The organism is Paenibacillus sp. MCAF9 (assembly GCF_052114265.1).
Lineage (GTDB): Bacteria > Bacillota > Bacilli > Paenibacillales > Paenibacillaceae > Pristimantibacillus.
Window position 1 is genome coordinate 1 of sequence record NZ_JBFREL010000052.1, and the last position, 23,293, is coordinate 23,293.

A 23,293-nucleotide genomic window follows, 5' to 3' on the forward strand; every position below is an offset into this window, starting at 1 on the left:
GGTTCGGGGTGGAAGCACAGCAATGTGTGTAGCTGACGAATACTAATCGGTCGAGGGCTTATCCTAAACACGTTTACTGTGACCCATACATCCRGTAGACAGCAGCTAAAAAGGCTTCAGCAAGCCTAATCTTTCGTATCCAGTTTTCAATGTGCAAAACGCACAATGAAGCAAGACTCCCACTCRCAGTGGGTTTTAGTGTTTCCATGGAGGATTAGCTCAGCTGGGAGAGCATCTGCCTTACAAGCAGAGGGTCGGCGGTTCGATCCCGTCATCCTCCACCATTACTTTTTAACATGCCATTGTTCCTTGTGAACAATGTTTTTTTATTTTCAGGACAGCTTCTCACTGGAGATACGTTAATTTCATATGAACGATAACAAAAGGGCTGCCCTCTATCCTGAGAAATGGATAGTAGGCAGCCCTATTTTGCGTACAAGGGGCGTAACTCAGCTGATCCGTTACAGGATTGAAGATTCACAGAGACCTAGTACTGTTTTATAACGTCAACAGCCGGGTATGGACGCCTAGAAACAGGTAAGCTGGACCTTGTTGTTTAAAAGCGCTACGGTTGCTCCCACAGCCGAATGGAGACGGTATGAAACGAGTTTTACAACAGGGGTTAAAAGAAAAATTTTACAATATAATAATTTTCATTGAAATTACTTTAGCGCTAAACTATAATAGTTAAGTTCTAAAGTAAATATATAAGGAGTGGAACAAACAGATGAACCAAGCAGAAGGCATGAAAGTGCGTTTTTGGCCAGTAATGACTGCTATTTTTATCGGGTCCTTTTTATGCGTATTGGCTTCGGCTACGATAAATTTGGCGCTCGAAATTTTGAAGGACCATTTTGATACGACTCTGGGCTCCGTTCAGTGGACGTTAACTGGCTTTATGCTCGCAATGGGAACTACAGCTCCAATTGCCGGTTATTTAGGAGAGAGATTCAGCTATAGACGACTATACTTATTCTCGTTAATTGGGTTTACCTTAACGTCAATATTGTGTGCATCGGCTTGGAGCGAAGGCTCGCTCATTTTGTTCCGTGTGCTGCAAGGGGCATTCAGCGGTTTAATTATACCGGCAACCATGTCGATCATTTATCAAATCATTCCAAAAGATAGACAGGCGATGGCAATCGCATTTTGGGGGCTATCTGCAATGCTGGCTCCTGCATTTGGACCCACAATCAGCGGCTGGATATTGGAAAACATGAATTGGCACTGGTTGTTTCTAATGAACGTGCCGATCGGTCTAATCGCAATCGGCTGCGTATATGCATACATTCCTTATTATCGGATGAACGTTCCGAAGAGCTTCGACTTGCTAGGTTTCCTAACGGTTATCATGAGCAGCTCATCCTTGCTGCTTGCACTAGGGCAAGGCCATAACTGGGGCTGGAGCTCATGGAAAATTGTTTCATTGTTCGTAATCGGCGGCATTTCACTGATACTATTTATATGGCGAGAGCTGCGGGCTGAAACGCCGCTGCTTAATCTACGCGTATTCAAAAATGGTCGTTTTACGCTTAATGCCATTATCGCTAACATTATAACAATCAGCTTGTATTCCGGAACTTTACTCACACCTGTATTTCTTCAAAGAATACAGCATGTATCCGCGATGGATACGGGCATGATATTATTGCCGGCTTCCCTGGCAATGGCTCTGCTTATGCCGGTTGTCGGCAAGCTGTACGGCATCATTGGTCCGCGCTGGCTAATGTCTAGCGGTATCGTGCTGCTGACGATCGGTACGCTGGCGTTAAGCTGGCTAAGCCTTGATGTCTCGCATGCCTACATCATCTGGTGGATGATCGTTCGTAACATCGGGATCGCACTTGTCGTAATGCCATCAAGCAACGCCGCAATGGAGCAAATCCCAGCGGAGCTGTCGGGGCATGCTTCTGCGATAACGAACTGGACGCGTAACGTGTTTGGCTCATTCGCGATTGCTATCTTTACAACGATGCTTGCATCAAGATCGATTACACATGCTACCGACTTCATGAAGGCTGGCGATGTTGATAAGCTGCATATTGAGATGATGTCCTTTACGATGAGCATTAACGATGTATATGTTGTTGCTACGCTGGTAGCTGTCGTCGCATTGCCGCTTAGCTTATTCGTGGGCAAGGTGAAACGTAAAGATGATATCAAGGGCAACGTGGCAAAAGAAAAAACAATAACAAAACCAGTACCATCCCCAGTTTCTGCCAAATAACAAATATTGCGTCGAAAGAGCTGTTATAAAAGCCCTTTCGACGTTTTTTTTATAAAATTGTTCTTTATTAAGAACCGGCTCGGTGTTATATTATAAATGTTGACAGTATGACACGGCACCATAATAGGTTTATTTTATAGACACGGGGGTAAAGGCAATGATAAACAAAAGTAGCTTGAGCGGGGACACAATTCCGTATATGTTGCAAAAAAGAGCAGCAGATTATCCTCATGATGTGGCATACAGTTACCCAGCTGCTGATCAGCATTATACATGGCTAATGATTTGGGAAGAGGTGCGCTTGCTGGCGAAAAGCTTTATTCAACTAGGGGTCAAAAAAGGCGACTCCATCGTAATCATTATGCCTGGCAGGGCGGAAATGATTATTTCGATGTTTGCTGCGGCCTGCGTTGGCGCTATCATTGTTCCGATTAATACATATTCTAAGAAACAAGAGCTTGAGCATTATTTGAAAGATTCTCGCCCTGCAGCCATTATTATGGGAGCTCAAGGACAGCATGTCCATTATCCAACGATCATGCAGGAAATAATAGTGGATTTGAATAAAGAGGGAGTAGATCAACATTGGTTCCCGAAGCATATTTTTGTACTGGAGGAAGAGGGGAAAGCAAACGAGCTATTTCAGCCCTATTCAGATCTACGGCTGCTTGGCGCAGCTGTAGATGAACAGTCGTTTTTAACCGCCTGTGATATGAATGTCTCTAGTGATCCGCTTATTCTGCTTTATACATCGGGTACGCTGGGCCTACCCAAAGGGGTATTGCGTTCCACGGCTTCCTTCTTATTGGCTGCTGAAAATGCGGGTAAACCTAAGAAGAGCATTGCCATGCTTATGAAAATCAGTGACCGCTTTACTCGTCATTTCTCGGTTTTGAATTTATTGCCGCTTTATCATCTGGGAGGATTTGGTACATTATTTGCAAGCTTAAAAACATACAATATTCGAATGGTCATGCTCAGCCACTTTAATCCCATAAATGCCCTGTCAGCGGTGGAGAAGGAAAAGTGTAAAGTCCTTATAGGCACGCCATATATGATTCAACAGATGGTACTTTCTCCAAAAAGAGAGGATTACAATTTGAAATCATTGCTTGGGGTAGCATTTACTTCAGCAGCAGTTAACAATACGATATTGAAAAAAATAATGAAAGGCTTGAACCTCTATTTTTTTATGGTAAGCTATGGCTCTTCGGAAGCAGGTGCAGTCGCTAATGGGACTTGTTTCGTGAATCGGAGGCAAAATATTATTTTATATTTGCTTTATAAGCTGCTGAGACACTTAAATCTTTTAAACGGGCTCATTCAATATAAGGAATTCGAAAAGGGATCCTACAGCATTGGGGGAAGAGTGGATAAGGTTGTAGAGGTGAAAATATTAAATCCGGAGACGGGAGAGACGCTGCCGCCGCATGAGCATGGCGAGATTGCGATTCGAAGTCATCGGGTCATGCGTTACACGAGCGAGACTAATGATAGGGCTAGTATGACGGCAGATGGGTGGTATCGATCCGGAGATTTAGGATTTCTGGATGAACGGAGACATTTAACGATTACAGGCAGGCTTCACAGAACGATTATTAGAGGCGGAGAAAAAATTTCTCCGGTAGAAATTGAGAATGTGCTGCTGCGACATAAAGATGTGGAGGATGCATTCGTCATAAGTGTCCCGGATGAGCTTTATGGTGAGCAAGTTTGCGCTTGTATTGTAGCGAAGCAGGGAGCGACTCTAAGCGATAGTGTGCTGAAAAATGATTTGGCTCCATATTTATCGACGTTTAAGCTGCCGCGTTATTATGTATTTTTGCCTGTATTCCCTCTCTCACCGACGGGTAAAATTTCAGTGGCTGAAATTAAATCGTTGGTTCTGAATGGGACAGGGGAGCTGAGAAGAAATGCGTAAATACTATCCAGGGATAACGTTATTCAAGCTGGCGGGTTCCTTGCTTGTGCTTGTCGCGCATCTTATGCTTTTACGCTATATGGCTTTAATGCCTGGGCAAGCGATTGTCCAGTTTTCTGGTCTTGCTACAAGAATAGTTGTGCCATGCTTCTACGTTGTAGCAGGTTTTCTTGCCTATAAAGGCTGGAGCCATGCTGCAAACCCAAGGCTTTATATTCAAAAATATTTGCTGCGGATCGGAATCGTTTATTGCTTATTTTGTTGTCTGTTTGTTGCAGAGAGCATCGTTCCTAAGCTGATTAGCGACGGCTGGTCGGCAGGAAATCTTTTTATCCAAGCGAAGGTACTGTTTATCGCATTTTTCCTAAACGGACCATTCGTTCAATTTTGGTTTATCCCGCCGCTTGTGTTTGGTATATTAACGGCTTATTGGCTTATCCAAAAGCAATACAGTCGCCTTGCTCTTATATTAACGCTGACTGGATTTGTTGGCATGCAGTTTGTTTCAGGAAGCTTAAAAACGTTATTCGGTATAACAGCTGAGAGCTTTCCCGCGATCGACCCTGCCTACATCGATTATTTGTATTTGTTTGTGACGAGATATATCGGCTTTGGCTTCACGTTCGTGGCTTTGGGTGTATTACTGGCAAAGTATGAGACATCGCTTATGCAAATAAAAGTAAAACCTATTCTGATTTTTGYATTGGGATTAACGGTAGTGGAGACGCTGCTGCTGCTTCGATTTAGTGAATGGACAACAGATTATAAGCTTGCATTCAGTATGTTGCCGAATACACTGCTTCTTTTTTATGGAATGATTAAAATAGAGCTTCCAGCCGTTCAGACTTATCATAAAATAATCAGTTTGTTCAGCATCGTAACGTTTTTTGGTCATATTTTATTCATGCAGACCAATCTTTCTCTGCTTGGCTGGAGTGTTGACAGTATGAGTGTTTTGCAGGATTTCACACTGATGCTCATGACCTTATTGGAATGCATAGCTGTTACAATGCTGCTGCGTGTAAGCTCAAGAACGTTCTCTGCTCGGCAGACAAGAAATATGGCATCCTAAGATTAGGGCGTTTTGACCACTCCGCTATAATTTAGCCCGTCATCCGTGTTTATTTCAATGTCATTGCGACCCAGCTCTTTTTTGCCCGTGAGGGCTGTTACTGAAACCGTAGCTGATTGACTAAGAGAATGTTCTTCACCCTCTTCAAGAGGAGTCCAGTATACAATGGTACCGGATGTAGTTTTCATGCTTCTTCCTTTTTGAATGACCTTGGAGTCTGAAGGGGACCAAAGAAGAAGATTTCCTTCTGTAACGGTAATTGTAATGATGTCTGCTTCATCTGCAACGATGCGAATTGGAAAACCGGGTACACTGCTCATTAGCGGACTATATTTTCCTAGCGGAAGCTGAGTTTCAGGTTTCATCTCAATCGATGTGCCATCTGCGGCATAGGCCGTAATAACGAAACCGCCAAATGCTGTTTTTTTGTTCTCATGCTGCAATAAGGATGCTCCAAGCACAACCAAAAAAACAATTATACAAGCAGCGGCCGATAGGGTTGCTGTTTTTTTTATGGATAACGTTTTGCGTTTTCTCGCTGACTGCTGTTGTACGTGGTGAATCATCTGCTTCTTCAGCTCATCGCCAGCCTGAATTTCCTTCATTCCGCTTATGTATCTATTCATTAGCGAATCCTCCAATCATGCTCCCTTTTAATATTTCACGAGCGCGCTTAAGCTGTGTTCTTACTGTGCTCTCGTTTCTGTTCAATAACTGGGCTATTTCTGCGGTGCTGTAATCTTCAAAATAATAGAGGTAAATGACGATCCGGTATTTTTGATCCAGCTCTAAGACGCGGGCAACAACTTCTCTGTTGTCTGAATGTTGGATCGGAATAGATGCATCACGAATGGGAAAAAAGAATCTTTTCCATGGACTGCGCAGCATATCCTTGCAAGCGTTAATCGTAACTCGAATAATCCACGCCTTCTCATGCTCGGCCAGCTCGAACGTCTTTTGCAGCTTAACAACTTTTATAAATACCTCTTGGCATACATCCTGAGCGTCTGCGTTGTTTTTAAGATAGGTGAAAGCAATACGCATTATTATATCCGCGTAACGTTGAACAAGCTGGGTTAAATATTCATCGGAATACTCATTTGGCATGATCGTCGACTCCTTCACACCTAACACGATCAATAAAGGCAAAATGTTTCAAAACCATAAAAAAACCTGACCGCTATCGGTCAGGTTTTTGTGAATAAAGTATTATTTGAAGAAACTGTTGAAGATCTTCACTACTGCATCCTGATCATGCGAGATGGACAGCATCACGTAGTTTCCGTTTCTAACAATTTTGTAGTTTTTAGCATCCTCATATTGATCCTGCAAATAAGTTTCAAACGTTTTTTGAATGTCGGCTGCGCGCGCTTCAAAAGCTTTAGCTACAGCATCGTAGCTTTTATCGGATTTCAACTTGACGATAGCGAGCTCAGTAGCTTTAACGTTCATCATCGCCTGCAAGTAGACGCCTTCGGTCACGAGACCATCAAAATCGGTTCCGAAAACATCCTTCAAACGCTCAGCTTCTACATTACCAAGCATCGGAAATTCAAGATCGGTCGTAATTTTTGTCGTGATATCCGAAACCTTAATGTCCGTAGAAGGCTTTACAGGAGGTTTTGTCGTTGCACTAGGCTTTTGTGTAGCACTCGGTTTTTGTGTTGGTTTGACTGTTGGTTTTTGCGTCGGTTTTTGTGTTGGCTTCGCTGTTGCAGCCGGTTTCTGTTCAGGTTTTGCACCTGATGGTTTTTCGGTCGGTTTTGCAGTCGCTGAAGGTTTTACGCCAGTATCATTTTCCTTGCTTGTGTCAGTTGCGGTTGGTTTTTCAGTTGCTGCAGGTTCAGTTGCTGCCTGATCACCAGCAGGTTCTTCCGTAGCAGGTGGAGCTTCGGTTTCCGTTGGAGCTTCTGTTGCAGGAGGTACGGTGGGCTGTTCTGTAGCCGCTGTCTCATTTCCTGATGCATTTTTTGCCGGTTCTTTCCCGGTATCGCTGCAGCCTGCAGCGAGCATCGATACTGTGAGTGCGAGTACAGCCATTTTGGATAACGATTTCTTCATATGTAGCATGTATGTCTCTCCTTAAAAAATAAAAGTCGAACACTAGACGACAGTGTTCGACAAAAGGTTGCACATTTGCTTGTTATTGGTGATCGGAACTACTGAATCTCTTCACTATTTGTAGCGTCTGCCTCATCTTCTTCGGGCGATTCTACAAGGCGGAAATCATCTGTTTTGCCGCCGTCCTCCCAGATTTCAACGAAGAGGGCATCGCAGTTGTCAAAGTCAGCTGCTTTCAGCGATAACGCTTTTTCCTCATCTGAGCCTACATACACATTTTCCAAACCATCCTCATTGAATGATTGAATAACATAAATTTTCATAAGGCAAACCTCCAGCATATTAATATTGTAGCAGTATAACATAAAAAGCCGGAGGTAAAACATTCGTTCTTCTAACTCGTTTTGAAGCGATTCACGTTATGCTGCAAATCCTCCGCCATTTTTGCAAGTGCACTAGAGGAGGCGGATATCTCTTCGATAGAGGATAGCTGCTCCTGCGTAGAGGCGATAACCTGCTCTGTACCTGCCGCGGAGTTTTGGGTCACCTCGGAAATCATTTTCATTGAACCGGTAATTTCATCAACTCCAGCGGTTAGCTGCTGCACAGCCGAGGAAACCTTCACGGATTCATAAGCGACATCATTAACGGCATTTTGTATATATTCAAATGATTCTCCTGCTGTAGTAACAAGAGAAATACCTGACAACACTTCCTTGGTTACAGCTTCCATAGACTGAACAGCATTATGCATTTCAATCTGTATCGTAGAGATGAGCGACTCGATTTGCTTAGCTGATTGTGTCGATTGTACGGATAGCTTTCGCACCTCCGTTGCGACGACCTCAAAGCCGCGCCCATGCTCGCCAGCTCTTGCTGCCTCGATAGCGGCGTTCAGTGAGAGCAGATTGGTTTGTGTGGAGAGATCCGATATGACTCCAACAATTTGGTTGATTTCATTTGATTGTCCATTAAGCTCCGCAATAACCGAAGCAAGCCCATTGACCGTATCATTTATTGAACCCATTTGCGCAACGGCTGTTTTAATCGATTCGTTCCCAACAGTTGCCTTCTCTGACGCTTCGGAAGCTTTGGAAGAGACAGTATGTGTATTCTCAGCAATTTGCTGAAATCCAATCGACATATCATTAATCGTCTGATAGCTTTCGTTCACAAGCTTCACTTGCTGTTCAACGCCTGAGGCAACATCCTGTACAGTGACCGCGATTTGCTCCGTTGCAAGCGATGTTTGTTCGGCGCTTGCGCTTAGTTCTTCTGAGGATGCGGCTACTTGCTCCGCATTGGAATCAACTTGTTTAATCAAAGCTCTAAGATTATCGGACATCGTGTTAAACGAACTCGCAAGCATACCCGTTTCATCTTTATTTTTTATAATAATGGCTTTGCCTGTAAGATCCCCAGAAGCAATCTTCTCCGCAGCTTTTACGACTTGAATAATGGGTCTGGTGATGAGTCGGCCTATTAACAAAGCGATGGATATGCCAAGCACAAGAGCGATGATCCCGAGTGTAATGATGAATCTGATGACTTCGTCCACTTGTTTGGATGCTTTCGCTGAGCTTATGTTCAGCTGCTCTTGTTGATAGGTTTCCATGTCCGTAAGAATTTTCTCAATCTTTGCTGTTATGGTGCGTCCCTGGTTCGCAAGAAGAGTGGTATACTCCTTCTCTTGATTCTCCTTTTTGAGACTGATAACCTTTTCAAGAAGCTGAAAATACTCATTTTCGATGAGATCGGCTTGCTTGAGCGAGTCAATCATTGTAGGAGTATAGAATGTAGATGCCAGTTGCTTGCTGATGTTCATATAATTTTCGTGAGCAGCAGTTATTCCGTTTAGCGACGTTTGATCACCAAGCATGGCGTAAACTCGTATTGCAACCTGCTCTGATTTTACAGCTATGACCATGTTCTTAATATGCAGCATTTTTTGTGTTCGATCTTCAATTAATTCTGTATATGTACGATTAAGCGATGTGAGCTGAGTTAAGTTAATGCTCAAAATCATAGTTAATAATATAAGGATAGCAATAAATCCTCCGAGCAGTTTTTTGCTAATCGTTAGGTTTCTCATAGGTAACCTCCAGTAAAATTCTTATAAAAGATGCGATGGGGTATTATATCATATATACTTTCGACAATCTAGTTCGGTAGAACCACGCGAATAATAGGTATATATATCCACCAAGGGTAAGTTTATGACTTGTTCAATTTGAGAAATCAACTAGTCTCTTGTGTAAAGTTGCAAGCATTCAGCACTCGTTATTTCTTTTCGTGCAAATATGATAAAATTGTTTCAGTATCCGATTTATTGATATGGTTTTTCTGAAATATGGGGAGGGATAAAGTTGCAGCTGATTAATCAAGAAAAGGTGCAGCAGAGGATAGATAGCTTTAAAAATCAGGAACTTTTTATTCATCTTGAAATGACTACAGGTGCTTACGCTGCTCATCTCGACAGCTCAAAGCATCCAGCAGCCAATTTCCTTACGAATGTGGTGATTCGTTATTCTCACGGTTCGATTGCAGGGAGCGGGCCTTATCGGGTTGGCTTGAAAATGTCGCAAGGCTGGGTATACTCAGAGGGGCTTACCCACTGGGATGAGAACGAACCAGAGCGGCTGATTCTGGCAGGTCATGATGGGCAAGGGAAACTTGTCGTATCACTGCAATTAAGCAAGGAACCCTTCTGATGAGAGAGGAGATTAGAAATTCTGTGGGACAAAATAATATTTTAGTTATACTGCCGCATCCGGATGATGAGGCTTTCTCCGTTTCGGGAACGCTGGCTAAGCATATCCAAGATGGAGCTCATGTGACCTATGCTTGCTTGACACTTGGGGAAATGGGCCGAAATATGGGAATACCTCCGTTCGCCAATCGGGTCACTTTACCCGCTATACGCAAGCTTGAACTGGAGGAATCATGCCAAGCCATCGGTATACAAGATTTGAGAATGCTTGGTTTTCATGATAAAATGCTCGAATTTGAAGATCGTGAGCAGTTGGATGGGCAAATAAAAGCTCTTATTCAGGAGCTGAATCCGTCGATTGTGTACACTTTTTATCCAGGCTATAGCGTTCATCCCGACCACGATGCATGCGGGGCGTCAGTCATTAGGACAGTCGGCAGGCTGCCGCAATCGGAGAGGCCAATTGTATATTGCGTAGCTTTTTCCAAAAACCATCAACAAGCAATTGGAAAACCTCAAATCGTAAATGATATTAAACCATTTTTGCATCAAAAAATGGCTTCGATACAAGCACATCGTTCCCAGTTTCAAGCGGCCGAGTTAATGGGCAATAAAACCCTTCAGGATGCGGAAATTCAAGAGCGCTTTGGAACGGAGCGTTTCTGGATTTACCCATTCGCCTGATAATATTTATAAATAAGATAAGCAGCTCTAAGGAATTGTCCTTAGAGCTTTTTTCTATTGGTTGGGCAGCGAGTTCATCAGAGCATGAAAGAGCAAGATAGTTTGAGTTACTCATTTATGCTAGAATGTGGATAAAAAACCAAGGTGGATCTAATGGAAAATCATTCTCTAATTATGGGCATTCCCATCCCTAAAATAACGATGGGTGAAACTGTCGATTTGATTGACGAAGTTATTGCGGAGAATAAAACAGAGCTTTTTCACGTGGTGACTTTGAATCCGGAAATCAGCATGTCTTGTCAGCAAAATTTAGAGCTTCGTTCCATTATTAACGACGCGGAACACCTTACTGCTGATGGTGCAGGCATCGTCATGGTCTCCCGGTTAAAGGGGAATCCGCTGCCAGAGCGTGTTACGGGATGCGATCTTCTGATCAATCTATTGGAGATGGGCAATAGGAAAAAGTGGTCGTTTTATCTGCTGGGCGCAAGTGAGATGACGAGTAAAAAGGCTTTAGAAGTGATCAATATGAAATACCCGAACGTGTCTATTGTCGGAAGGCATCATGGTTTTTTTGAACCTAAGGATGAATCGCGAATTGTGAATGAAATTGCAAGCTTGAGTCCCGATGTTTTAGTCGTTGCCTTAGGTGCGCCTAAAGCGGAATTTTGGATTCATACGTTTAAAAATAGTCTCAATGCTAGGATTGCTATAGGCGTTGGCGGGAGTCTGGATACAATTGCTGGAACCGTAAAGCGAGCGCCTGTAATATGGCAAAAGTTAAATTTGGAATGGCTTTATCGATTAATAAAGCAGCCTTCCAGATGGAAGAGGCAATTAATTTTACCTCGCTTTGCAGTGAAAGCATTGTTATTCAAAGATAGAAACGGATTATAATCATGGCTTGATCTACACCTACGGAGGAAGATTAATTGGATCACATTATTCCGCATAAAATATTTACGGTTTGTTTAATTACGCATGGAAGAGAAGGATCAAAAGAACATAAATGAACATGTAGGGTTTGATTCCGTCCCGAGCCACCATAACTTCAAATAAATAAGCCTTGCGGCTCTCGAAAAGGATTCGAAAGCCGCAAGGCTGGATGATGCGGTATATAAGAAATTACGATTGCTGTGAGATGGACAAGCCGAGTCCTTCGGCAATCCGTTGACCAAAATCAGGGTCTGCTTTGAAAAAATGGCCGATCTGGCGAAGCTTGATCTCGTCTTTCTCAACGGGTTTCATAGCGCCGACGATCGTTTCAATAAGGCGGGCGCGTTCCTCTTCACTGATAAGGCGATAAAGATCGCCAGCTTGTGTGTAGTGGTCATTATGGTCAAAACCGACGCTGTCTGCATTTCCTGACACTTCGAACGGAGTTGGCTTGTTTTCCGGCGACTCCGTTGGTCCGCCGTAGCTGTTAGGCTCGTAGTAAATCGATGCTCCTCCGTTGCCGTCTGCACGCATCTGGCCATCGCGCTGGTGATTGTTCACCGGGGCGACAGGGCGATTAATCGGCAGCTGATTATGATTGGCGCCAACACGGTAACGATGAGCGTCGGAGTAAGCAAAGAGACGTCCTTGGAGCATCTTATCCGGGGAAGCTTCAATACCTGGAACAAATGAACCAGGTGAGAACGTTGCTTGCTCCACCTCTGCAAAATAATTTTCCGGGTTGCGATCAAGCACCATGCGACCGACCTCAATTAATGGATAATCCTTTTGAGACCAAACTTTCGTCACGTCAAACGGATCGAAGCGATATGTATTCGCATCCTCTTCAGGCATGATCTGTACATAAAGCTTCCAGGCAGGAAAATCTCCACTTGCTATTGCATTAAATAAATCTTCGGTATGATAATCAGGATTTTCGCCAGCAATTTTGGCAGCTACCTCATTAGAGATGTTTTGAATACCTTGCTCTGTTTTGAAATGGTATTTCACCCATACCGCTTGGCCTTGGTCATTCACCCATTTGAAAGTATGGCTTCCAAAACCATGCATATGTCTAAACGTAGCAGGAATCCCGCGGTCAGACATAAGAATTGTAACCTGATGCAGAGACTCAGGCGATAAGGACCAGAAATCCCATACCGCATTCGGGTTTTTTAAATGGGTTTGAGGATGACGCTTCTGAGTATGAATGAAGTCTGGAAATTTGATCGCATCACGAATGAAGAATACGGGTGTATTATTGCCGACTAGATCATAGTTTCCTTCATCTGTATAAAATTTAACGGCGAAACCGCGTGGATCGCGCACCGTATCGGCAGAGCCGAGCTCGCCCGCTACGGTTGAAAAACGTATAAACATAGGTGTGCGTTTTCCTACTTCGGACAAAAAGTTAGCTTTCGTATAAGACGTTACATCATGCGTAACCTGAAAGTAGCCATGTGCGCCTGCGCCTTTGGCATGGACAACGCGTTCTGGAACACGCTCTCTATTGAAATGCGCCAGCTTTTCAAGCAGATGAACATCCTGAATTAATGTGGGACCACGTGAGCCAGCTGTCATCGAGTTTTGGTTGTCTCCAACGGGAGCGCCAAAGCTAGTTGTGAGCTTGTTCTTCTCAGTACTCATAATAGATTCACCTCATTGATTTTGTATGATTACGCCTCATACCCTATGTTACCGTTTTATAGGAGGAAATCAATATCATTTTATAATCATTCTAAATAAAATTTTTCGTCAAATTGTGCATATCGTGCTAGGGATTTTGTCGCAGACTCGTGCATACGGCGCCGCAGGTGCTCGCCATCGATGATGCGAACCCGCTTTCCGAGGAAGCGAGTTTTGGAAAGAACATATTCGCTGTCCTTGCTTGAAAAGTGTAATTGAATCGTATATTCGTTGGAGTCGGCAGCGTAACTGACTTCTTTCTCGAAGCAAGAAAAAGCATACAAAATGCGCGAGAGCTCGCCGTTGTATTCGGGAACAACAAGAATATTCGCACTCATGCTGCGTTTTTTCATTAAGCCTTGAACGATACCAATTAGCTGCTCGTAATATTCCGTTGGACAAACCTGCTCGCTGCTGCCCGTCACGTTATCAAGCTTTGTGCTCATCAGCATTCGATGATTGATATGGTACCAGAGAAGATACCATTCCCGTTTGACCATCGAATATTCCAGCTTATAGGGAAGCCCCCTTTGCTCCGTACAGGTGCGGTCTCCTTTAATTTTATAGCTTATATATAGTAGGCTTTTGTTAGTGATAGCTTGGCGAAGCGGACGAATGTAAGAATGATAGACTTGCTTCTCTCTACTAGCTGCCTTATGCAGAAGCCCGCCAGTATCCATGGATTGATCTTCTTCTAATATAGTGTTCATTTGAATAAGCGTTTCTGGAGACAAAGCAGCCGCAGCAGCGGGATGCTCAAGCATGGTCTTCAGCCAGCTTCGCTCATGCGAAGTCATGATGAACGTACTGGAGCCTTCCAGCTTGGATAAAATCTGATAGTTGAATATTTTCTCAAAAGGATTCATAGTAGCTTTTTATCTCCTTCCACTCCTCAATCAGTTCCTGCCTGAGCTTCAAGGGAGCAAGCACCTCGCAGCTTGAGCCAAAACTCCTAATCCAAGGCTTGATTTCAATCGTTCCGTTCACCTCAATTTCATAGATGAAGGATTCTTCACTTTCTTCTAAAATAGTGCCCCATTGTCCTTGGAGCAGAACACGCTCCATCACGAAGCTTGGAATATGAGGTCCGGGATGAAAGAAGCGAACGCGCACCAGAACAGGCTTGCCCGTATCAATTAGCCAGCTATGTTTAATCCGCTGCTCCAGCTCATCTCTTTTGGACTCGAATAATGCCTCGGGAGCCGCTTCCTCTTCCGAAATTTGGGTTAAGCCTTCCATTCGGTATTTCTTAATGCCGTAGCGGGCGTGATGCCCAAGTAGGTACCAGCGGCCATATTGATGATCGTAAACAACTTTTAGAGGGAGCAGCGTTTCCTGCTGTCCTTCGGTATCGCGCTCAAATAATGGATTCGTATTTTTGGATGTGTAGCTGGTTTCTTTTTTCGGCGAAAAATAGAGAAAGCTGACCGTGCGCCGATGACGTATCGCAGCAAGCAGAGTAAATAGATGTGCCTCGTCCAAAATACGAGAGTAATAGTGGTACTTATATAAGAAGGGTTCAACCGAGCCGTAATCGACCTGATTCCGATTCATGTATTTCTTGACACCATCACGAAGCAAATAACCCTGTACGGAGGGGATTTGGGTATTTGCCATAACGTCTACAAAGTCATATAGATCGAGCAGCTCATCGCGTGAGAGCTGCTGTACTAAATCATTGTATATCCGATAGCGAAAAGGGCGCGTTCCAGACTCTTTTTTGATGACGCCTACTTGCTCTAAATATTTCAAATCGCCTCGTATCGTTTTTTCGTCAGGAAGCGAGAGCTCTTCCGGCATGCTGCTGCAGCATAGATCAAGGAGCTCCATTGCAGTAAATGATTTCTCGTGCATAGCAGCGAGCAATAAGGAGAGGCGCTGACTCTCTGATTCTTTTAGAGATTTGGCGCGAAATAGAAACAGCAGCATCGGTTCCGAAGAATCAAGATAGCTGTAACGAATGGTTTCGGCAAACTCCTTGCCTTTATCCTCAGGCAGCTGCTGGTAAACGCTATTCACAACCTCTTTCAGACGTTTGATCGTTTTATCGAAGGTATGGATGGAGATGCCCAGCCTGTCCGCATACTGCTGGCGATTATATGCACCGCTCGTAAGAACGAGCATCCGCAAAAACTGGATCTCTTTATCAAAGCTTTCTTTTGCCATTTATGTATTCCTCCGATCATAAGCGCTCTTCTTTTCTATCTTAACAGGAAGATCGCGAATTTGAACAAAAAGGAAAATTTTCCTCCAGATATAAGAGTATATAAATTTAATTCTTATATTAGGCTTATATCTCTCCGTCAAAGCTTCATTAGCATCCAGAGGAAGCTAATTGCGTTTTTGCTTACTCGTAATACTTTCACCATGTTCACGGTCTCCAAAATCAGGCAATATAAAGCTCATAAGAAGCGAGCAAGCCAACGAGTTATGACACGTATAGCTTGAAGCACGGGAGGTATTACGATGATAATGCAGCATAAGAGACATGGAGGCAATCATCATGAAATGGAGCTTGAGCATGGCTCACTCCACGTATTTGCGAATGAAGATGTGCTCCAAGCCTTTGGGGACAAAGTATATGAATTGGCAAACAACAATTTGCAAATTCCTCGAAATCAATATATGAGCTATACCCCTGATGCCCACGTTGGCATTGGAACCTGCATTGGGACGACTGCGGTCTGGAATATGAAAAATGGCTGTGTATCACCCTCTATTGTCGGCTCTGATATCGGCTGTGGGATGCGCGTTCATACAACATCGCTTCATAAGCGTGAGCTCGCTGACAAAAATATTCGTAGAGCATTGATCGCCGCAATCGAGAAATACGTACCGACTAACGAGCGTAAGAACTCGAACTACGACGATATCGATGTTATGAGTGTGGTACAGCATGGCTTGAAGGGTCTGCCTGAGAAATATGTGCCAAATGAGCAATGGCTGACGCATGTGGAGCAATCCCAGTTCGACTTCGACCATACCTATTTAAATCAACTGCCTCCGAAAATTATGAAATATGCGCGTGGGCAGCTCGGATCGCTCGGCAGCGGCAATCACTTCATTGAAATTCAGTATCTGGAGATAAATGAGGAATACGCAAATGTGGCGGCAAAATGGGGCTTGTTCGACGGTCAGGTTGTCGTCATGATTCACTCTGGCTCTAGGTCATGGGGCGGAATGGTTGGACGCGAACACAATAAGGTTATTAAGGAAGCCATGAATCAGTGGGGAGTTAGCAATCCAGACCCTAATCTGATCTATGCCCCGATTGCGAGTCAGGAAGGGCAGACCTACTTGAACCTGATGTATTCTGCACTCAACTTCGCCGTAAGCAACCGTCATATGATTGCATTCGGTATCCGTGAAGCTTTTCAGGAAGTGTTCGGAGCAAGTACAGAAATGCCGGTTCTCTATGATCTGATGCATAACTACGCGCTTAAGGAGTTTCACCGCAACCAGCCGATGCTCGTCCATCGCAAAGGGGCAACGCGTGCGCTTCCGCCGGGGCATTTTCTAAATACGCCGGTGTACAAGGAGACGGGACATCCCGCGCTCATCCCGGGCTCTATGGGAACTTCCTCTTATATTATGGTAGGCAAGGAAGAGGGACTGAAAAACTTCTATTCGATTTGCCATGGAGCGGGGCGGGCGAGATCGCGAAAAGCAACAAAAGAAATGGTAACGGTTGATCAGTTTGAACAATCGCTGAAGGTTGGGACGGATGATGAAATACTCGTTAACCACGCTTCCTTGCAGGCCATTCTCGATGAATGCCCACAGGCATATAAAGACGTAGATCAGATCATCGACAGCGTTGTTGGCGCTTCTTTAGCTGCCGTGGTAGCCAAATGCAAGCCAATGGCTGCTATAAAAGGCACCTAGCTTTTATTAAATTGCTATTAAAGATAACTTCAATAATAGATGAGGTTCATGTACGAATGGCGTACCTTGGCTGGGATTTCTAAAAATCCCGCAGTGCATGCGCATACTATGCGCTTGTATACTGTATCGCTCATATCGTCTTAATCTCCCACAGGATAGAGTGGATCTAGTCCCTCTATTGACAATCGCCTAATCCGCGAATAAGCTCTTCGGAGCACTCTGACTCCCTCCAAAGGAGAACTAATGTTGTAGATGCGATTCTTTTGCAGGAGCACTCAGACGATGCCTCGGCACAATCACTGCAGCAAAATCTATGCAATCGGTGGATACCGATTGGAGCCAGTAGCCTCTTATAGCAGAGTAAGACATAGAACGAGCACAGATGGAAGGTACATCCGTGCTCGACTATCGACAACGAAGCTGTAAAGCTGCTACGCTCCCTTCTCAAGCCTGATTCCGGTCTAGCCGCAGGAGCGCTCCTGTTCCAAAGATCAACCAAACCGTGTAAAGAGGTGCTAAATCATGTTTAAAAAAGTGATTATCAAGAACGATGAACGAGGTCTGCTTTTCAAAAAAGGCAGTTACATAAAGCTTTTGCAGCCGGGCGTATATCGCCATACATCATTTTCTGACGATACCGTTATTTTGCAAAATATTGCGAAGCGTTTCGCTGTTCCAAATATGGAGTTGAAACTATTTCTCCACGATGAGCAGCTTGCCGAGCAGCTGACGATAGCTGATGTGCAGGATTATGAGTATGTACTGCATTTTGAGGATGGCAAATTTGCCGCATTGCTGACACCAGGGCTTTATGGCTTCTGGAATGTAATGAAAAAACATTCATTTATCCGTATAGACATTCGGAATCCAGAACTGACATCAGAGATCGATAGATCACTGCTGTCGAGGCTGCAAAGCTTTATGCAAGTGTTCGAGGTGGCAAGCTATGAAACGGGGTTGTTATTTTTTAATAACGTGTTGCAGCGCGAGCTTCGTCCGGGAAAATATTATTTCTGGAAAGGACCAACGAGCGTGCAGGTGAAGACGGTTGATCTGCGCCAGCTTCAGCTGGACATGACTGGACAAGAGATCATGACAGAGGACAAGGTGACGCTGCGGCTGAACTTTGTGTGCCAGTACAAGGTTGTTGACCCGCTAAAAGCATTTCAGATTAAGTCGTTCGAGGAGCAGGTGTACATTTTGCTGCAGCTTATTTTGCGCGAATATGTCGGTACTCTAAAGCTGGACGATCTGCTGCGCATGAAGCAAGAAATCGCAAATTTTGTACTTACACGTCTGAACGAGCAGAAAGAGCATTACGGTGTAGAGTTCGTTTCGGCGGGCCTCAAAGATATTATTTTGCCGGGTGATATTAAGGACATCCTTAATACAGTGCTGCTTGCTGAGAAGAAGGCGCAAGCCAATCTCATTACACGAAGAGAAGAGACAGCGTCTACTAGAAGTCTGCTAAATACCGCTAAGCTAATGGATGAGAACGGCACACTCTATCGTCTGAAAGAGCTTGAGTTTCTTGAGAAAATTTGCGAAAAAATCGGGACTATCTCGCTCACTGGCGGCGGTAATTTACTGGAGCAGCTTAATTCGCTGTTAAGTGTAAAAGGTATGGATAAATCTTGATAGATTTTGAATAAGCCTCGTAGATCGCTTGATGATCTGTGAGGCTTTTATTTAGGTTTGAATTCGTAATTTATAGGTTGAGTTTACATTTTGTGATTAAATTAGTAACAGATTTGTTTGATTACATCTTCAATTTTTGTTATCTTTGAACCTGCATGTCTTTTGAGTGTACCACTCATAATTCATAGAAGAGCATGAAATACATCTACGAGTTAGGAGATTATTATGACAACAAAGCAAGATAAAGCACTGGAAAAATTATGGCCGCCGCTTACCTATCCACTGTCTTATGAGGATGCGCTAAGCACATTATCGAAGCAGCAATTAACTAGAATACGTACGAATTTGGATATTAGCAACCTAAGCTCGCTTAATAAGCAGGGGCTTGTGGAGAAGCTTTCGGAGCTGATACCAGACAATCTACAAATGGCAACTCGTTGCTTTGATCATAATAGATTGAGGCTTGTTCAGAAAATAGTGAAAAACGAAGGTATTTGGGACAAGCCACTGCTTGAATTGCAGCAGTATACTTATTTCCTTGAGCGTGGTATTTTATTTCCGGGAACGGTAGATGGCAAGCGTGTTGTGATGATGCCAGCCGAACTGGTGGAATTCATTAAAGCAGGGGACCTCTTAAAGGAAACGCCCATTCTTAATCGAAACACGGAATGGATTCGGTTAACGCAGGGCCTACTCTATTATTATGGAACATTGACGATAGATCAGTTGAAATCATTTGTAATCTCAGAGGAGGATCATCCTCTTGCTCAATATGATATTATGAACGTTTTGTTTGCTGCCCAAGATTACTATGAGCAATTTTTCATTGAAGAGAGTGGCTACATATCAGACTATCGGGTAGTAGATCCTGAGGCAATTGTGAAAGAAAGAGACCTCAGACACGATCTGGATTTTTGTCCATTTACGAAGCAGCAGCTTTTAAAAGCTGGAGAAGCAGAATATGTGGAGCGGAACAGTCACTATATGAATCTAGTCCGTTTTGTACTAGAGCGTTATGAGATTGATCGTGAAGAAGCTGACTTGATGGCTGAGGAATGTACAGATGCTGCGAGAAACGGAGATTCTTTAGCTTCTGTTATTGAGCTGGCACAGAACTTTATTGAAATTCCTAATTCGGAAACAATGAGGAATATTACCGATTTGCTCGTTCCATTAATGAACAGCACGAAGCAGTGGGCTATCAAAGGTTATTCCCCAGAAGAGCTAGCGGCAAAACGTGCAAACGTGAGCATGGTGCTTAATAATGCACCTAAGCCAGCTGCTCAAGCGGAAGTAATCGATATGCAATCAAAGAAAAAAGTAGGGCGTAATGAACCTTGTTCTTGCGGAAGCGGGAAAAAGTTCAAAAAGTGCTGTGGTTAATAGTAGAATCAGATAAGGCATAATCGAACTTGGAGGCGTACAGGATGAGACAAAGCCAGCAAGGTCTTTATTTAAGAAGCGTTAAGCTCCTTCGGGAGACAGTACCCTCCTTCGATTCTTATCCGTTTGATTTAAGTGCTATCCGGAGTTTAGATGAGCTGGAGTTCCATCCGAAAGTAACATACATCGTTGGGGAAAATGGAATGGGCAAGTCTACGCTGATGGAAGCGATCGCGATTGGACTCGGATTCAATCCGGAAGGCGGAACGATTAACTTTAATTTTTCTACAGAAGCTACCCATTCAGAACTTCATCAGCATTTGAGGCTTGTGCGCAGCGTAAACAAACCAAGGGATGGGTTCTTTTTTCGAGCGGAGAGCTATTATAATTTGGCGACTAATATTGACCAAATGGACCGTGAGTTAGGCAGTGGACCACGCATTATTGATTCATATGGCGGGAAGTCGCTCCATCAGCAATCACATGGTGAATCCTTTTTTGCAACGTTCCTCCACCGCTTTAACGGTAATGGTCTCTATATGATGGATGAGCCGGAGGCTGCACTTTCTCCTTTCCGCCAAATGGCGATGCTTGCACGCATTAATCAACTCGTAGGGAAGCACTCACAATTTATTATCGCAACACATTCTCCGATTCTAATGGCTTATCCGGATGCCGTGATTTATAATTTGACTGCTGAAGGGATTGAGCGTACCGCTCTCGAGGAAACCGATCATTATATGCTTATGAAGAGGTTTATTAACAATAGGGAAAGAATGCTGGATGAGCTTTTCTTGGAGGAAGACTAATACAAAAAGGAGCTGTTATACATGTCATTAGAAATTGAACGCAAGTTTTTGCTGCCGGCGTTTCCAACTGCATTAATAGAAGAAAACGATTTGTTGGTGCTCTCCGAGCAAAGAATAGAACAAACCTATTTGGCTATCGATGACAATCAAGAGCTTCGTGTTCGGAGAATTGTTGATCTGGCGAGCGGCGAGGTTTCATTTACACATACCTTTAAGCTAGGCAACGGTCTATCACGTGAGGAAATTGAATATTCGATTTCTAACAGTATTTATGAACAGGTAGTAAACGCTTTTGGCTTCATACCATTGACGAAAAACAGAGTGACTGCAAAGTGGAACGACCGAATCATTGAGATTGATACCTATGACCAAATCGAGCTTTCGGTGCTTGAGGTTGAGTTTGACTCCGAAGCATCTGCCAATGCTTTCATTGCACCAGCATGGTTTGGCAAGGATATTAGCTCAGAGCGTCAGTACAGCAACAAGAAAGTTTGGCGTGAACTGCAGCGTAAAGGAACGGAATAAAGATGGTTTTACGATAGAAATGAAGTTTTTTTAAAAAATTTTATTTAAACGCTTGACCATTTAGGTATGTACATGGTATATTCTATTTCTGGCCGAGAGACACACGCGGTCAACAAGCAAAACAAGCAAGACAAACGATAGAAAAGTTTGCTCTTTGAAAACTGAACAACGAGTAATAACTGCCTTGCAAATCCTTCGGGATGAGCGAAAAAAGCGATAAAAAAGTAATGAGCAAGTCAAACACATGAAGCTTTTCTCTTCGACATCGCGTCGAAGCGAAAACTTCCATTTGGAGAGTTTGATCCTGGCTCAGGACGAACGCTGGCGGCGTGCCTAATACATGCAAGTCGAGCGGAGTTGATGAGGTGCTTGCACCTCTGATRCTTAGCGGCGGACGGGTGAGTAACACGTGGGTAACCTGCCTRTAAGACTGGGATAACATTCGGAAACGAATGCTAATACCGGATACGCGATATGGTCGCATGACTGAATCGGGAAAGATGGAGCAATCTATCACTTAYAGATGGACCCGCGGCGCATTAGCTAGTTGGTGAGGTAACGGCTCACCAAGGCGACGATGCGTAGCCGACCTGAGAGGGTGATCGGCCACACTGGGACTGAGACACGGCCCAGACTCCTACGGGAGGCAGCAGTAGGGAATCTTCCGCAATCCCAAGGTGACGGTACCTGAGAAGAAAGCCCCGGCTAACTACGTGCCAGCAGCCGCGGTAATACGTAGGGGGCAAGCGTTGTCCGGAATTATTGGGCGTAAAGCGCGCGCAGGCGGCCTTGTAAGTCTGTTGTTTAAACTTGGGGCTCAACCCCAAGTCGCAAGGGAAACTGCAAAGCTTGAGTACAGAAGAGGAAAGTGGAATTCCACGTGTAGCGGTGAAATGCGTAGAGATGTGGAGGAACACCAGTGGCGAAGGCGACTTTCTGGGCTGTAACTGACGCTGAGGCGCGAAAGCGTGGGGAGCAAACAGGATTAGATACCCTGGTAGTCCACGCCGTAAACGATGAATGCTAGGTGTTAGGGGTTTCAATACCCTTGGTGCCGAAGTTAACACATTAAGCATTCCGCCTGGGGAGTACGGTCGCAAGACTGAAACTCAAAGGAATTGACGGGGACCCGCACAAGCAGTGGAGTATGTGGTTTAATTCGAAGCAACGCGAAGAACCTTACCAGGTCTTGACATCCCTCTGACCGTCCTAGAGATAGGGCTTTCCTTCGGGACAGAGGAGACAGGTGGTGCATGGTTGTCGTCAGCTCGTGTCGTGAGATGTTGGGTTAAGTCCCGCAACGAGCGCAACCCTTGATCTTAGTTGCCAGCACRTMATGGTGGGCACTCTAGGATGACTGCCGGTGACAAACCGGAGGAAGGTGGGGATGACGTCAAATCATCATGCCCCTTATGACCTGGGCTACACACGTACTACAATGGCCGATACAACGGGAAGCGAAACCGCGAGGTGGAGCCAATCCTATCAAAGTCGGTCTCAGTTCGGATTGCAGGCTGCAACTCGCCTGCATGAAGTCGGAATTGCTAGTAATCGCGGATCAGCATGCCGCGGTGAATACGTTCCCGGGTCTTGTACACACCGCCCGTCACACCACGAGAGTTTACAACACCCGAAGCCGGTGGGGTAACCCGCAAGGGAGCTAGCCGTCGAAGGTGGGGTAGATGATTGGGGTGAAGTCGTAACAAGGTAGCCGTATCGGAAGGTGCGGCTGGATCACCTCCTTTCTAAGGAAATA

At 44.3% G+C, this 23,293-nt stretch carries 20 protein-coding genes, 1 tRNA gene and 1 rRNA gene; 14 read left to right on the forward strand and 8 right to left on the reverse strand.

The features are described 5' to 3' along the window. Positions 1–208: 208 nt before the first annotated feature. The 4 genes from AB4Z45_RS32055 (at position 209) to AB4Z45_RS32070 (ending at position 5,220) form a co-directional block, all read left to right on the forward strand. Positions 209–284, forward strand: a tRNA-Val gene (locus AB4Z45_RS32055). 443 nt (positions 285–727) lie between these two features. Beyond that, entirely contained in the window at positions 728–2,227 is a 1,500-nt protein-coding gene (locus AB4Z45_RS32060; protein ID WP_441913639.1) for a DHA2 family efflux MFS transporter permease subunit, read from the forward strand. A 157-nt stretch (positions 2,228–2,384) separates the two neighbouring features. Further along, complete coding sequence (locus AB4Z45_RS32065; protein ID WP_441913641.1) at positions 2,385–4,148, forward strand: class I adenylate-forming enzyme family protein; 1,764 nt, start codon at positions 2,385–2,387, stop codon at positions 4,146–4,148. Then, the gene (locus tag AB4Z45_RS32070; RefSeq protein ID WP_441913643.1) at positions 4,141–5,220 is read left to right on the forward strand and encodes a hypothetical protein; all 1,080 of its coding nucleotides are present in this window, start codon (positions 4,141–4,143) and stop codon (positions 5,218–5,220) included. The genes AB4Z45_RS32065 and AB4Z45_RS32070 overlap by 8 nt, the downstream gene beginning before the upstream one ends. A gap of 2 nt (positions 5,221–5,222) precedes the next feature. Here AB4Z45_RS32070 and AB4Z45_RS32075 read toward each other — a convergent pair whose 3' ends face one another. From AB4Z45_RS32075 to AB4Z45_RS32095, 5 genes are all read right to left on the reverse strand, one after another. Continuing rightward, positions 5,223–5,846, reverse strand: a complete 624-nt coding sequence (locus AB4Z45_RS32075; protein WP_441913645.1) for a hypothetical protein — start codon at positions 5,844–5,846, stop codon at positions 5,223–5,225. Beyond that, positions 5,839–6,327, reverse strand: a complete 489-nt coding sequence (locus AB4Z45_RS32080) for a sigma-70 family RNA polymerase sigma factor (RefSeq protein WP_441913647.1) — start codon at positions 6,325–6,327, stop codon at positions 5,839–5,841. Before AB4Z45_RS32080 ends, AB4Z45_RS32075 begins: the two co-directional genes overlap by 8 nt. Before the next feature lie 102 nt (positions 6,328–6,429). Further along, entirely contained in the window at positions 6,430–7,290 is an 861-nt protein-coding gene (locus AB4Z45_RS32085) for a DUF4358 domain-containing protein (protein ID WP_441913649.1), read from the reverse strand. 89 nt (positions 7,291–7,379) lie between these two features. Continuing rightward, a complete protein-coding gene (locus AB4Z45_RS32090) occupies positions 7,380–7,604 on the reverse strand; it encodes a hypothetical protein (protein ID WP_441913651.1) in 225 nt (74 codons plus the stop codon). Between the two features lie 71 nt (positions 7,605–7,675). Further along, on the reverse strand, positions 7,676–9,373 hold the full coding sequence (locus AB4Z45_RS32095; RefSeq protein ID WP_441913653.1) for a methyl-accepting chemotaxis protein: 1,698 nt from the start codon (positions 9,371–9,373) through the stop codon (positions 7,676–7,678). 274 nt (positions 9,374–9,647) lie between these two features. On the opposite strand from AB4Z45_RS32095, the gene AB4Z45_RS32100 reads away from it, so the two are divergent. From AB4Z45_RS32100 to AB4Z45_RS32110, 3 genes are all read left to right on the forward strand, one after another. Continuing rightward, positions 9,648–9,992: a YojF family protein gene (locus AB4Z45_RS32100; protein ID WP_076271788.1), complete on the forward strand. Its 345-nt coding sequence runs from the start codon at positions 9,648–9,650 to the stop codon at positions 9,990–9,992. Then, positions 9,992–10,675: a bacillithiol biosynthesis deacetylase BshB2 gene (gene bshB2 / locus AB4Z45_RS32105; protein WP_441913655.1), complete on the forward strand. Its 684-nt coding sequence runs from the start codon at positions 9,992–9,994 to the stop codon at positions 10,673–10,675. Before AB4Z45_RS32100 ends, bshB2 begins: the two co-directional genes overlap by 1 nt. A gap of 153 nt (positions 10,676–10,828) precedes the next feature. Beyond that, positions 10,829–11,572, forward strand: coding sequence for a WecB/TagA/CpsF family glycosyltransferase (locus AB4Z45_RS32110; protein WP_441913657.1), 744 nt, complete (start codon positions 10,829–10,831; stop codon positions 11,570–11,572). A 228-nt stretch (positions 11,573–11,800) separates the two neighbouring features. On the opposite strand, the gene katA is transcribed toward AB4Z45_RS32110, so the two are convergent. The 3 genes from katA to AB4Z45_RS32125 form a co-directional block, all read right to left on the reverse strand. After that, complete coding sequence (katA, locus tag AB4Z45_RS32115; protein WP_441913659.1) at positions 11,801–13,258, reverse strand: catalase KatA; 1,458 nt, start codon at positions 13,256–13,258, stop codon at positions 11,801–11,803. An 86-nt stretch (positions 13,259–13,344) separates the two neighbouring features. Continuing rightward, entirely contained in the window at positions 13,345–14,163 is an 819-nt protein-coding gene (locus AB4Z45_RS32120; protein WP_441913661.1) for a WYL domain-containing protein, read from the reverse strand. Continuing rightward, on the reverse strand, positions 14,150–15,463 hold the full coding sequence (locus tag AB4Z45_RS32125; protein ID WP_441913663.1) for a helix-turn-helix transcriptional regulator: 1,314 nt from the start codon (positions 15,461–15,463) through the stop codon (positions 14,150–14,152). The genes AB4Z45_RS32120 and AB4Z45_RS32125 overlap by 14 nt, the downstream gene beginning before the upstream one ends. Before the next feature lie 300 nt (positions 15,464–15,763). Here AB4Z45_RS32125 and AB4Z45_RS32130 point away from each other — a divergent pair, with 300 nt between their 5' ends. The 7 genes from AB4Z45_RS32130 to AB4Z45_RS32160 all read left to right on the forward strand — a co-directional run bounded on the left by AB4Z45_RS32130 (position 15,764) and on the right by AB4Z45_RS32160 (position 23,282). After that, the gene (locus AB4Z45_RS32130; protein ID WP_441913665.1) at positions 15,764–17,182 is read left to right on the forward strand and encodes an RtcB family protein; all 1,419 of its coding nucleotides are present in this window, start codon (positions 15,764–15,766) and stop codon (positions 17,180–17,182) included. Between the two features lie 282 nt (positions 17,183–17,464). After that, entirely contained in the window at positions 17,465–17,608 is a 144-nt protein-coding gene (locus tag AB4Z45_RS32135) for a hypothetical protein (protein ID WP_441913667.1), read from the forward strand. Positions 17,609–17,704: 96 nt separating this feature from the next. Next, complete coding sequence (locus AB4Z45_RS32140) at positions 17,705–18,820, forward strand: slipin family protein (RefSeq protein WP_441913669.1); 1,116 nt, start codon at positions 17,705–17,707, stop codon at positions 18,818–18,820. 225 nt (positions 18,821–19,045) lie between these two features. Then, positions 19,046–20,203: a YecA family protein gene (locus tag AB4Z45_RS32145; RefSeq protein WP_441913671.1), complete on the forward strand. Its 1,158-nt coding sequence runs from the start codon at positions 19,046–19,048 to the stop codon at positions 20,201–20,203. A 44-nt stretch (positions 20,204–20,247) separates the two neighbouring features. Further along, a complete protein-coding gene (locus tag AB4Z45_RS32150; RefSeq protein ID WP_339207115.1) occupies positions 20,248–21,012 on the forward strand; it encodes an AAA family ATPase in 765 nt (254 codons plus the stop codon). A 21-nt stretch (positions 21,013–21,033) separates the two neighbouring features. Continuing rightward, positions 21,034–21,537, forward strand: coding sequence for a CYTH domain-containing protein (locus AB4Z45_RS32155; RefSeq protein WP_339207116.1), 504 nt, complete (start codon positions 21,034–21,036; stop codon positions 21,535–21,537). Positions 21,538–21,823: 286 nt separating this feature from the next. Beyond that, a 16S ribosomal RNA gene (locus AB4Z45_RS32160) occupies positions 21,824–23,282 on the forward strand. The last annotated feature ends 11 nt before the right edge of the window (positions 23,283–23,293 follow it).